Origin of the sequence: Bacillus sp. JJ864, from assembly GCF_036963045.1 — a bacterium.
In the GTDB taxonomy this organism is placed as follows: Bacteria; Bacillota; Bacilli; order Bacillales; family Bacillaceae_G; genus Bacillus_A; species Bacillus_A pseudomycoides_C.
This window is the reverse complement of sequence record NZ_JBALLY010000106.1, coordinates 1-13,257: the sequence shown is the minus strand read 5'-3', so window position 1 is coordinate 13,257 and position 13,257 is coordinate 1. Positions and strand designations below refer to the sequence as shown.

The 13,257-nt window shown below is 38.3% G+C and carries 7 protein-coding genes and 2 pseudogenes; 3 read left to right on the top strand and 6 right to left on the bottom strand.

Annotation, left to right across the window (positions count from 1 at the left end; genetic code table 11):
* Positions 1-443: 443 nt before the first annotated feature.
* Entirely contained in the window at positions 444-1,259 is an 816-nt protein-coding gene (locus V7024_RS16625) for a MerR family transcriptional regulator (RefSeq protein ID WP_335521918.1), read from the bottom strand.
* A gap of 309 nt (positions 1,260-1,568) precedes the next feature.
* Here V7024_RS16625 and V7024_RS16620 point away from each other — a divergent pair, with 309 nt between their 5' ends.
* Entirely contained in the window at positions 1,569-2,198 is a 630-nt protein-coding gene (locus V7024_RS16620; protein WP_335521916.1) for a GNAT family N-acetyltransferase, read from the top strand.
* Positions 2,199-2,337: 139 nt separating this feature from the next.
* Positions 2,338-4,023 (top strand): multicopper oxidase family protein, encoded by a 1,686-nt coding sequence (locus V7024_RS16615; protein WP_335521914.1) that lies wholly within the window; start codon positions 2,338-2,340, stop codon positions 4,021-4,023.
* Positions 4,024-4,861: 838 nt separating this feature from the next.
* Here V7024_RS16615 and V7024_RS16610 read toward each other — a convergent pair.
* The 3 genes and pseudogenes from V7024_RS16610 to V7024_RS16600 form a co-directional block, all read right to left on the bottom strand.
* The gene (locus V7024_RS16610; protein ID WP_335521912.1) at positions 4,862-5,968 is read right to left on the bottom strand and encodes an alpha/beta hydrolase; all 1,107 of its coding nucleotides are present in this window, start codon (positions 5,966-5,968) and stop codon (positions 4,862-4,864) included.
* Positions 5,969-5,994: 26 nt separating this feature from the next.
* Positions 5,995-8,123: pseudogene (locus tag V7024_RS16605) on the bottom strand (glycoside hydrolase family 3 N-terminal domain-containing protein); the annotation flags it as partial.
* Between the two features lie 45 nt (positions 8,124-8,168).
* Positions 8,169-8,783: pseudogene (locus V7024_RS16600) on the bottom strand (helix-turn-helix domain-containing protein); the annotation flags it as partial.
* A gap of 307 nt (positions 8,784-9,090) precedes the next feature.
* Between V7024_RS16600 and V7024_RS16595 the strand changes: the two are divergent.
* Positions 9,091-10,941 (top strand): S8 family peptidase, encoded by a 1,851-nt coding sequence (locus V7024_RS16595; RefSeq protein ID WP_335521910.1) that lies wholly within the window; start codon positions 9,091-9,093, stop codon positions 10,939-10,941.
* A 412-nt stretch (positions 10,942-11,353) separates the two neighbouring features.
* Here V7024_RS16595 and V7024_RS16590 read toward each other — a convergent pair whose 3' ends face one another.
* Positions 11,354-12,484 carry an MFS transporter gene (locus V7024_RS16590; RefSeq protein ID WP_335521909.1) on the bottom strand — a complete coding sequence of 377 codons (1,131 nt, stop codon included), beginning with the start codon at positions 12,482-12,484 and terminating at the stop codon, positions 11,354-11,356.
* A 95-nt stretch (positions 12,485-12,579) separates the two neighbouring features.
* Positions 12,580-13,206, bottom strand: a complete 627-nt coding sequence (locus V7024_RS16585) for an FMN-dependent NADH-azoreductase (protein WP_335521907.1) — start codon at positions 13,204-13,206, stop codon at positions 12,580-12,582.
* Positions 13,207-13,257 lie beyond the last annotated feature (51 nt).

Sequence of the window (13,257 nt, the reverse complement as noted above, 5' to 3'; positions counted from 1 at the left end):
CGCTTTTCACGAACCAAAGCTTGAAAGGCAAAACGTTTTGCTTGATTGAAAATGTGCAAAACATGAGACAATTCGTTCACAAGTGCAGTTGGTAAGGTATGTTTATATACCCTTTGAGAGAAATAAGTTTTCTTCATTTTACTTCTTCACCTCCGATAAGAACGTTTGTTCTTCTTACCTCTATTTTATACAAGCTAGGAATCGATTTCAACAAAAACGTTACATATTCCGGAAAAATTTCATGTGTATGAGAATCAAACAGAAAAGGAGCAGCAAGAAAGCCCTCCCCTCCTTACCTCTTGGCTCTACCCTTCACGCGGTTGGAGAAGGGGGCTTCTGGGGTAAAATGATAAATAAAACGGACAAAATCCCTTCGCCCTGACCGCTTCTATACACGGCCAGATGCTCTCGCCCACCTCTAAAAAGAAAGGGGGCTTTATCTTTTAGCAAACTCCCTCATTCTCTTCTATCAACATTTGCATTTGACAACTATAAGATTCCTTATTAAAAAAATCGTTAAATAACTCCACTTCAACGAGATTTTTAACTTTTAAATGATTTTCTTTTACATATGTAATGACTTTATTTCGACGTTCCTCTTCATTCTCTTTACTATAGGATAACGTTACATACTTTCCCTTAGGTAATATTTTTATATTTTGTTCAGCTTCTAGATTCACATCCCCTTGAAATCTACTAAAAACATAATTTGGTTCTACATTCCACTCTGAATCAACGTTATAGAGAATCCCTCTTTCCATTGACATTTTTCCATCCTGATCTTGAATGATTTTCTCTAAATCTGAATAGTAAAGTAACTCCTGTAAACTTCCCACTTCTTTACATGGTGCTACAATGACATAACGCTCTTCAAAGAACTGAATAGATACCTCGTCATTATGTAATATATCTTTAGAATGCTCTACCTTCCTATTTAAGCTATCAATCGTTTTGATGATTTCTTGCATTTTCTTTATATGTTCTTCTGCTTCCTCTCTTTTTACTTGTAAAAATTGTAGTAATTTCTCCGTATCACAGTCCTTAAAAATCTCTTGAAGCTCTACGATACTCGTTCCTAACTCTCTACAACTTTTTATAATATCTATATGAACAAATTGATCTATAGAATAATACCTATAACCTGTTGTTTCATCAATATATCTCGGAATAAGTATCCCCATTTTATGATAATATCGTAACGCTTTTATTGTAATGTCTTTTATTTTAGCAACTTCCCCAATCGAAAATAAGTTTTTCATCCTCATCACTTCCTTTATATTTTCTATCGTTGACTCTCCTCTAAAGGGAGACCTTATGATCATAATAAGATATTTACAAGAAAAAACGAAATAAAAAATTTACTTATATAAATCTATTTTGACTTTTCGACATATAGATTGCAGCTATGCAGAAAAAAAGATTCTGCTACTGTCTTTCTCTCTTTGTTTGAACTTCGCATGTGGCAGAAAAAGGATCTGACCGCCTCTACGCATGGCCAGATGCTCTCGCCCACCTAAAAAGAAAAGGGTTTTTCATTTGGATTTATATAGAAAAGGGAGTTTATAAACATGAACCAAGTCATATATAGAAGCCTAGTTAAAGAAGATTATGAAGCTGTCAAAAATTTAATTGGCGAAGCATTTGGCTTCAATGAAATTATTCAAGATAGAAAATTTTTAGATTCAGTATTAAACATGTACTTGCAAAGTTGTATTTTAGGAAGTTCATTTAGTAAAGTAGCAGAAAAAGACAATAAGATTATTGGCGTTATTTTAGGAGATTCAACAAAAGATAAGAATCTTTTAAAGAAAGCTCACAATACTCTAAGTCTTGCCTACAGCATGCTGAAAGTAGTTATGGCTAATAAAGAGAATAAAAAATTCATGAAAGAATTCGCAAAGGTTCAAGAAATATATAAAGAACTTATCCAAGGAAAAGAAGATGATTTTCAAGGTTGTATCCAGTTATTTATCGTATCAGGGGAGTCTAGAGGTCTTGGGGTTGGTAAGGCTCTAATGAAGCATTTATATGATTATATGAACAGTATGGATGTGAAATCTTTATATCTATATACAGATAATAGATGTAACTATGGATTTTATGACAGTCAAAACTTTGAACGTATCAATGAAAAAGAAATTGATTTGGATTCCATGAAAACAAACCTTGCTGTATTTTTATATCGTTATGATTTTTAACGAATGATAAAAACCGTATCACTTATTGTGGTACGATTTTTGTCATTTCAGCCTATTAAAAATTCGCCTATACCGCCATAAATTACATTCATATGATATATGACAAACAATATTTGATTTTTTGAAAGGAGGCAGTTCATTGTCTTTAAAAAAATTTGTCGATGCATTACCAATTCCTCCTGTCTTAAAACGAGAAGGCACCTCTAATGGAATTCCATTTTACGAGGTAACGATGAAGCAGTTTAGACAAAAGCTACATCGTGATTTGCCGCCAACTACCGTCTGGGGGTACAACGGTATGTACCCGGGGCCTACATTCGAAGTAGAGAGAAATCACCCTATTTTTGTAAAATGGAACAATAAATTGCCCTTTGAACATCTGCTGCCTGTCGACCAAACGGTTCATGGTGCGGAAGCATCCGTACCTTCTGTTCGGACGGTTGTCCATTTACATGGAGGCCGGGTTCCTCCAGAAAGTGACGGATATCCTGATGCGTGGTTCACAAGAGATTTTAACAATGTTGGGCCGAAATTCGTAACTGAAGTCTACTATTATCCAAACTGTCAACGCCCTACAACACTTTGGTATCATGATCACGCCCTCGGAATCACTCGTTTGAACGTTTATGCAGGTCTTGCGGGGTTCTATCTTCTCAGAGATGAAGAAGAGAAAAAGTTGAATCTTCCAAGTGGAAAATTTGAAATCCCACTGGTCATCCAAGATCGCTCGTTCTATGCCAATGGTGAACTCTTCTATCCATCCCAACCAGGAAATATGGCACCCCCAGCACCGCAGCCACCACCACCAATCGATCCTACATTACCAAATCCGTCAGTCACACCTGAATTTTTCGGTAACACCATTTTAGTAAACGGAAAAGTATGGCCTTATCTTGAGGTTGAACCGCGGAAATACCGGTTCCGCATCCTAAACGGCTCCAATTCTCGTTTTTATCGCATGCAGCTGAGCTCTGGGCAAAATTTCATTCAAATTGGTACGGATGGAGGGCTTTTGGAAAAACCCGTCCAAGTATCCGAAATCATCCTTGCGCCTGCGGAACGCGCCGATGTCATTGTCGATTTTTCAAACCATAATGGGCAAAGTATTATTTTAACAAATGACGCACCAACTCCATTCCCTGACGGCGATAGTCCTTCTGAAGATTTGAGGCAGATTATGCAATTTCGCGTCAAACAAACATGCCGTAAACCTGACAAAAGCAAAATCCCAGAAAAGTTGAGTTGCTTGGAACAGCTGAATCCCAAGGATGCTGTAACTACACGAAAAAACACTTTACTTGAAGCTACCGATAAATTTGGACGCCCTATGCCATTATTAAACAACATGGAGTGGAGTGAACCCATTACAGAAACCCCGTATAATGGAACGATAGAGATTTGGGAGTTGTACAATACGACACCAGACACTCACCCAATTCACTTACACCTTGTCAATTTTCAAATTTTGAATCGCGCTGTATTTACCGGCGATCCAAATGGTTCTAACCTCAAAGTCGGGCCGCCCATCCCTCCTGATCCAAACGAGAGAGGCTGGAAAGATACTGTTCGTGCTAATCCTAGGGAAGTGACCCGGATTATCGCACGCTTTGGTCCATTTACAGGAATCTACCCGTGGCATTGTCACATTCTTGAACACGAAGATTACGATATGATGAGACCATACGAAGTTCTAGCTAATCCTAGATTTAACCCATGCGAACGAGATCCAGAACAATGCAGCGATAACTCCTTTTCTCAATGTTTTGACTGTCATAAACCTCGTAAAAATAAAGACAGTAAACACAGCCAAGACGATGATGATTGAATTCAATATTCAAGTTTATTTATAATTCTTTATCCCTTTCAAATCCTAAAAGTAACAATCAGAGAATTTGCTACGTTTAAATGAATGCAAAAAACTCCAACACAGTTAAATATCCTTTTACTGCGTTGGAGTTCCATATACATATCAATTAGATAATTTCTTTTTCCATTCTTGAATTTGCTCCACAGGAAGGTTCAATTTTTGAGAAATCTCTTCAACACTCATCCCCTTCAAAATTCATACTAGCCCCGTTAAAAGAGAAGCAAAAAAGACCTTTTCGATCACCTTTCTCTTGCCCGTTATCGATGATTGTCAACATGTTTAAGCGATGAATTAGTTGTTTTTAGAATATAGTTTGGAATGTGAGGTTTGTCCAAAAAAGTGGAAGGATGTTTCTGATATGATTTCATAGAAACGAAGAATGACTTCTAGTAAAAAAAGTTTTTTCATAACCGCTTGATGCATTTGAGCTAGGAAGGGATACGATAGGACCGATTTCTCTTTTGCAGGGAATCCAAACGATTTCTTTCTATTTTTGATACGCACGAAGTTGATTTGTCATTCATGATTTTTAAACTCTATTCACTTTGAGAATAGAGAAGTTTGTTATATTGTAAGTTTTCTCCAAAAAACAAGAGTTTAACTTATGACCTTTCTCGATCCACGTTTGATAATTTTCATCTTCTATTCTTTCATCATAACTTTCACCTCCTTCTTTCCTTCATAATAATACAAAACGCCAAAAAAGAACATACATTCGCATTGATAAAAAATATTTTTACGAATACAACGACAATTCACCCCCATCTTAAAAATGGGGGTGAATTTCCAAATATAATTAAGCAAACACTCTCTTCATCTCTTTCGCAATTTCATTCATCAAATCTTCCGCCTGCGGATATAACCCAATCTTGTCCATAAACGCATGATCTGTACCGTTGTACTGAATCAGCTTCGTAGGAACACCGCTGCGTGCAAGTTTTGCCGAGTAAGCTTCGCATTCCACCTTTAAATAATCAAATTCAGCCGTTGAAATTAGCGTCGGCGGCATATTGCTTAACTGATCTGACAGCAGCGGAGAAACATAAGGATCAGTGATTTCCGCTTTACTTTGCAAATAGAGACTGAAAAATAACTCGCCGCTTTCAGCCAACCCTGTAATCATTGGAGTGATGAGTTCAGAATAGTTACGAATCTCATATTGGTCGATGCTCCAGTTGAAATCCTCAGTTTGAACGCCAGCCATATTCACTGTCGGGTAAATAAGCGCTTGAAACTTAATCATATCTGTTCCTTTTTCAATATCCATGAGCGCGCACACCGTCGCTAAATTCCCACCTGCACTGTCACCAGATACAGCAATTTGCTGCGGGTTCACACGAATTTTTTCAGCGTGCTCATACACCCATGTTACCGCTTCGAAACAATCTGTCAGTCCTGCTGGATATGCATGTTCAGGCGCTAAGCGATAATCAACGGAAATAACAACGGCGCCGGCTTTTTCTGCCAATGATTTACACGGATTTTCCACGACATCCACACTACCACCTATGAAACCTCCACCGTGAAAGAAGACAACCGCAGGCAGAATCCCTTCGTTAGCAGGCGTGTAAATTCGAAGTGGAATCGGTCCATTTGTGCCATCAATTGTTTTATATGTCGTTTCGACTTTACTTTTCGTAACGTCGTCATTATTCCACCCCATCATAGCTCGCATTCCCTGAACAAAACCTGCCGTATCTGAAGGGTCAAGTGGTTTACTTTCCATCGCAGCCATTTTTCCTGCCGCTTGTAAAGTCACTTGGAGAACTCTAGGATCTAATTCACAGGTCGCATCGGAATCAGGAATTCGTTTCACAATAAAATCGAAGCCTCTTTTTTGGACAGTTTGCACATCCTCACTCAGTTTAGAAACTAGATTCATATAAGAAGTTGTATTACTCATCATTACCGTCTCCTTTTTTGATTATTTTAATTTCTCCCGTATTTCGCTGTTCGAGAATCTTCCATTACACCGTTCCAATTGAGTCCAAAGGCGAAATCATATTCATTTCCTTCAGAATCAACGTGGCATTCCATATCATGCGCAACATCTTCTAGCTGCTCCTCAACTGTTTTCATATTCGCTGGCATTTGCATCGGCAATAGGCCTGATGGCTCATAGATTCCTGTTAAAACGTCCATAATCGCTTGATCTTGAACGCCAAAGTTCGCTACAATCACATCAACTTCCGCTTCGAATTCTTCGACAACCATTGGATTCGACAGTAAAATCGATACGATGACTGGCTTTCCTTTCATCATTTCCTTTGTTTCAAGCACCATGTTCAAATCATGTGAATTGTGCGTTGTCACCGTTTTCCCTTTATACGAACGGTTCAGCACATCCGTTTCTCTAGGATCACCGGCAATACTTTGTTCGCGGGCATGCTCGGCTGTATACGGCTTGTATTGAAGGCTAATTGGTACATAACCGTTTCCTCCGTTATCGGCATCCTCTTGACTGTATCCCGCGCCCGACTTCGGACTTTGGATGAACACAAGTCCAAAATCTGCTTCGGCTGGATCATTCGTAATATCGAAATATTTTGCCACAACGTCAAGATTGACTGGATGCTCTAGTTTCTCCGGCGTTGGCATACCAAACCAGTCCTTCCCAGCTGGCAAATACCTTTTCGGAATGTATACTTTGCTTTTTAGCTGTATCGGCAGCGTCTGTCCTTTGTTTTTCAAGAGGACAATTGACTTCAACTGCGCTTCATAACCTGCCTTCACGAACTCTGGATTGCAGACGATTTTCTTACTTTCCGCAGGCAGTAGATAAGAATTTTCGAAAAGACCAAGCCTAAACATATTTAGAAGCAGACGAACTGCTGATTGTTCGAAGCGTTTTCTCATGTAAGCCTCTCCGTGTTCACTTACACCTAATTGGTACGCCTCTAAAACAGGCTCAACTTCGTTATTTCCCCCAAACTGGTCCACACCAGCCATGAGAAGCTTATAGTGACGCTCCGCAACAGTGAGATGTTCAACGCCCCATGACTTACCAGTCAAAAACGTATCTTTCTCGCTGTGCTCGTCAGCAGTAATCAACCAATCGGTGCAAACAACACCTTCATAACCATATTGCCCCCGCAGTAAATCGGTAATTAAATAAGAACTATAAGAGTTGCCAACGTTCTCTCCGTTTACTTGATCTTGATCGAACGAAATTGTGTAATATGGCATAACTGCAGAAGCCTTACTCGTCTTTCCTTCCAGCTGAAAAGCCCCGCCTATAAACGGTTTCAAGTGCTCATCGAAATTGTTTCCTGGATAAACAGCATACTTTCCGCATCCAAAATGCGCGTCTCTACCGCCCTCACCGCTACCTCCTCCAGGCCAATGTTTCACCATCGCGTTGACACTATCCAGTCCCCAGCCATCTTCTAGTTCCTGCTTACCTTCTGATGTTTGAAAACCGTCCACATAAGCACGAGCCATGTCCGTAGACAGGCGTGAATCCTCACCGAACGTACCATTGAAGCGGAACCAGCGCGGGTCAGTCGCAATATCGATTTGCGGAGACAGTGCTGTTGTCATACCAAGCGCCCTGTACTCCTTCGCGGCAACTTCTCCAAATTGACGGGTCACTTCAGGATCAAATGTCGCCGCAAGACCAAGTGTTTCCGGCAAAATGATACGCGAGAATCTGCAGCAGCACCGACGTTAAATTCCGAGCTGGCATCAGAACCGTGACGCGGATCCGAGCTATTGTTTGCCGGAATCCCTAAACTTGTCCCTTCCGCAGCGGCTTGCAGCTTGTTGCTCCAGCGCGTAGCTGTTTCCGGATTTTCAACCGTTGTAATAAGAACATGACGGAGATGATCGTTCGTCAAAAAGGCGATTTGCTCATCCGTCAAATCCCATGGCTTAGCTCCGCTCTCTTCATAAGATTTCCCACCGTAAGTTCCTGGGAACCAACTATCGCTCGTAGCTGGAACTGCTTGATGGCGGCTATATAGCATTAATCCAGCAATTTGTTCGATAGACATGCGCGCCGCAAGATCTTTCGCCCGTTCCTCAGCAGGTAATCTCCAATCCTCATACGGCTTCAGCCTAACGGAAAGAAGAAAATCAAATAACTCATCGACCAATCTAAAATTGTATACCGGCTGCCTTATCTCATTCTCCGTGTATACCATCATAGAATCATCAAATATGCCATGAAACCGCAAATAGCGAAAAGGGCAGCGCACCTGAACTCGTTTCAGTTGCCGCTGCACGTCCGCATGCAATCCTTCTTTTGCTTTTCCAATCGTGATTAAGTTCTTCCATGTATGCCTGATCGGACTGCTGTCAGTGGATACATTGACCCGATATGCCTCCGTTTCCAGCGCCGTAATCTCTTCTGCCTGTTGCGAAGGACTTCTCTGTAAATATTGGCTAATAATTCCGAGTGCGCTCGATTGATTAAACGTCAAATAATTGGCAGATTCCCGTTCCTTTCTCTTCCTAAAATCCGGACGAAAATGCTTCCGGTATTCACTTGGCGTTACGTTATACCTTGCTTTAAAAGCAGTATAGAACGACTTTGCATTCGGAAAACCGTGCTTTAAGGCAATATCAGCAATAGGCATTTCCCCGTTGTAAAGCAGTTCCTCCACCGTATGTTTCAAACGAATACTCGTCAAATAAGATTGAAAATTAAGGCCGATGTTATCACTGAAAAACTTAGACAAATATGGTAGTTTCTTTTTTAAGTATTGTAACAGATTCATATAACAGCACTTTTCCATTTATTATACATTGGGTGAAAAGTAGTTTTCAAAAAATAACTGAAATGAGGGAACTTCAGGAAGTCTATAAAGTTTAGCAAATTACAAAAAGGAGATTTATTCTCTCACCAACGACTTATGTATTAGGGAATTTTAATCACTATATCTAGATATGCATAATTACATATGGAAATATATTGAAATCACTTCAGTTGCTCATTATAATTTATCTAGTAGAAAGCTTTTTACATAGTAATTTTGATATTTTTATAGGAAATATTTCAAAAACGAAAAAGTAGAGGGAAAATGAATGAAAATTTTAAAAGGAATGCTCGCGTCTACAATAGCAATTACAACTTTTACGGGAGTAGGACAAACTTCTCATATAGTAAGTGCTAATTCAAACGATTCAGTAGTACAACAAAAAGAATCAAACGTAGAAAAACAAGAAGAAAAGCAAATCATTGTAAAGTTTAAAAATGAGATCAATTTACCATACGAGGATGGGATAGAAAAGAGAATAAAACAGGAAAAAAATGATATAGTACTAGAAAAGTTTTTTTCCGAGTACTCAGATTTAACATTAACTCGCTTATTTACATCTGTAAGTCCGGAAGAAATTCAAAATCTAGATAAAAATGCGAAAAACGATAATAATTATTCATCTTCTAACTTATTAAATTATTATATAGTTCAAGCTTCAAAGAATGTACAAGCAGAACTATTGGTAGAAAAATTAAAACAATCACCTTTGATTGAAGATGTATACATGAAAGAACTGGAAAATTTGACACCACCTGAAATACAGATGCCAAATTTATTCCTTAACCCATATGATGACCCTAGATTTGAAAACCAAGGATATCTAAAAGAGGCACCATACGGTATTAATGCACCTTATGCATGGGGAATAGAGGGCGGCGACGGAAAAGGTATAACATTTGCAGATATGGAGTACGGCTGGCTATTAGATCATGAAGATTTAAAGAATCAAAATATTGAACTTATATCCGGAAGAAATACAGATCAGCACGCCGGACACGGAACGTCGGTTCTAGGAATTGTTGCTGCGGAAGATAATCAAATCGGCAATATTGGTATTGCACCAAAAGCCACAGTAAAAGTAGTATCTCAAATTAGGGATGACGATAGTAATAACAAAGCAGATGCCATATTAAGTGCTGTAAATCATCTACATGCTGGGGATGTTTTATTGTTAGAGGCACAATCATCTTATGAAGGATATCGTGATAAATATTTACCAGTTGAAGTACAACCAGATGTATTTGATGCGATTCGCACTGGAACGGATAAAGGAATCGTAATCATCGAGGCCGGAGCAAATGGTTGGAATGACTTAGATGAATTTAAAAATAAAGATGGAAAGAAAGTCTTAAATCGCAATAGCAAAGATTTTAAAGATTCAGGTGCAATAATGGTCGGAGCTGCTTTATCAACCGTTCCTCACGGGCGTTCATGGTTTTCAAATTATGGAAGTCGAATTGATGTATATGGATGGGGTCAAAATGTAGATACAACTTCTGCGGAACCAAATAGAAGTGCTAAAAATTTATATACGTCTAGCTTTAATGGTACATCGAGCGCTTCACCAATTATTGCCGGTGCAGCCGTTTCCATACAAAGTATTGCGAAGGAGCATTTGGGTCAACCTTATAAACCAAGTGAGTTAAGAGACATCTTAAGTAACCCAAATACAGGAACACAATCTGGAGAGCCAGATTATGATAGAATTGGTGTTTTACCAGATTTAAAAGCTATATTGTTAAAATTAGGATTTCAACCAAATGAAGAAGATTCAAAATACTTGAGAGAAAAAGAACCAAATAACGAAGATACAAAGGCAAATCCAATAGATTTCAATACGACTATTAAAGGAAATCTTAACGACAATGATAAGGTAGATATTTATACTTTTACGGTTAATTCACCGCAAAATATAGATATTTCCGTAGTAAACGAAAAACAGATTGGAATGACATGGACACTTTATCATGAATCAGATTTAGAAAACATGGTAGCATTTGGCCAAAATAAGTCTAATGTCATTACAGGAGAATATAATGCGAAACCAGGAAAATATTATTTGCATGTCTACAAATATGAAAATAAAAATGGGTCGTATTTATTAAATGTAAAATAAGTTTTATGTATATACTCAAAAAATGAACTCCCCCCAATTGTTAAGCACAACTAATAATTGGGGGGAATTTTTTATAGCCAAATATCTACCTTTCTATTCATAAAAACGAATGGCGTTTTTTTGTAAATTAGTAACCACTCAGTTACTTTATGAAAAACCGACAGAAAAGCATTTTTTTAAATGGTCGAGAGGGACTGGCGATGCATAGGAGCGGTCAGTGCCTTTTCCTGCCACGTGCAAGGTTTGAAAACAAAAGTAGCCAATAAGTGCAGGCTCCTGTTGTGTTTGCATGACAGCAGTCTATATACCAAAAAATGAATTTATAAGTAATAGAGAGACACATCTTCACTAGAATCATACCCTTTTCTAAATTTCTAAAAGGTATAGCTGAGTAGTTACGTAAATTAAAACGCTATTTTAATCTCTTTTTCACAAACAAAATAAAAAGTAACAAACTAACAAACCCAGATACCGCACAGACCATAAATAACATTTGATATCCCATGAGTTGTGAAACAAATCCTAGAATGATAGATCCTAAACCAATCCCTAAATCAAAAGCAGTAAAAAATGTAGCGTTCGCTACTCCTCTTTTCTCTGGTGGAGCTAATCGTATCGTTGCTACTTGAAGAGCAGGTTGTGCCGATCCAAATCCAATTCCATATAAAATAGCAGTAATAACGACTCCAACAAGCCCTTTTGTCATTGCGAGGACGAATAGTGCGACTATCAGTATGAAAAGCGCAGGAACAATAATAACCCCTTCTCCATATTTATCGGATATCTTCCCAGCAATCGGTCTAATGACTATAAGTGTGACAGCATAAACTAAGAAAAAAGCACCTGCATTCACTTGAATCTTTGCCGCAAACAGTGGTAAAAATGTTGTTATGCCACCAAAAGTAAGGGATAAGAAAAATGTCACAATGGCGATTGGTAAAACTGTTTTTTCAAAAAATGATATTGGTTGTTTTGATGTATGTTGAACTGCTGGAATTTTTGTACAAAATGCAAGTATGAATGCCATAATTGCTAATGCTGTGCATAGTAGAAATAAATAATGAAATGAAAATGATTTCGCTACCCAAAGACCTAATATCGGTCCTAAAGCCATACCTAAAGTCATTGCAAGTCCATACCATCCCATTCCTTCTCCGCGACGAGATTGTGGAATCACATCAGTCACTGCCGTTCCAATTGACGTTGTCGCAATTGCCCAGCTAATTCCATGAAGGATACGTAATGCCACTAAAAATATAACGCCTGTTACCCAATCATAAAAATACATGGTAATTGCAAAAAATAGTAGCCCGCTTATTATAAATACGTGCCTGCCATATCGATCCATTAATCCTCCAACAATAGGACGTAAAATGACTGCCGATATTGTAAACACTCCAATAATAAAGCCAACTTGAGATTCACTTCCACCTAGTTGTTTAATAAACATAGGAAGTGTTGGCATGAGTAAATAAAAACCACTAAATAATAATAATGCTGTAATGGTCAGCATGATATAGTTTTTTGTCCATAAACGTTCCACTGTAATGTAATCCTTCTTTCTATCGTTTCATATCTTACTAGATAAGCGAATAAAAAAGCAGTACCACTGCTGGTACTGCCATAGTGTTTTGTTAATTAGAACGTACTTGCTACTTTAACAGCTTTTTCAAGCCCTGTTGCAATAATTTCTTCTGCTTGATCTGGGAATTGGTTGTGACCTTCAATCACTACTTTTTCTATATCTCTTGCACCGAAGAAGCTCATCATACTTGCTACATATTTAACGGCCATTTCCATTTCAGCTTTTGGTCCTGTAGAATATACACCGCCACTTGCGTTTAATAATGCAATTTTCTTATCTCCAATCAGACCTACTGGACCTTCTGGCGTATATTTAAACGTTTTGCCTGCGCGGTTTAAGTAATCAATATATGTGTGTAGTACAGCTGGGATTGTTAAATTCCATAACGGGAATCCAAAAACAACTTTATCAGCTGCAAGGAATTGATCTAAATATTTATCAGCAACAGCTACTGCTTTTGCTTCCTTTTCTGTTAAATCAAGTCCTCTACTCGCCTTAAATGTGCCGTTAATCATATCTACTCCTACATATGGCAATTCTTCATTGTATAAATTAAGCTCTGCCACTGTATCATTTGGATGTGATTCTTTATAGCTCGCTAAAAAAGCCTCATATAATTTCACGCTAACTGCTTGATCTGCCGGACGGTTGTTTGCTTTTACAAATAAAACTGTAGTCATTCTCTTTTCCTCCTGTTATTCACTCTTATGTTGTTCTATATATATCCTACT

Bases quoted from the DNA above. Each gene is read 5' to 3' on its own strand.
- V7024_RS16625 (WP_335521918.1), bottom strand. From the start codon at position 1,259: ATGAAAAACTTATTTTCGATTGGGGAAGTTGCTAAAATAAAAGACATT.
- V7024_RS16620 (WP_335521916.1), top strand. From the start codon at position 1,569: ATGAACCAAGTCATATATAGAAGCCTAGTTAAAGAAGATTATGAAGCT.
- V7024_RS16610 (WP_335521912.1), bottom strand. From the start codon at position 5,968: ATGAGTAATACAACTTCTTATATGAATCTAGTTTCTAAACTGAGTGAG.
- V7024_RS16595 (WP_335521910.1), top strand. From the start codon at position 9,091: ATGAAAATTTTAAAAGGAATGCTCGCGTCTACAATAGCAATTACAACT.
- V7024_RS16585 (WP_335521907.1), bottom strand. From the start codon at position 13,206: ATGACTACAGTTTTATTTGTAAAAGCAAACAACCGTCCGGCAGATCAA.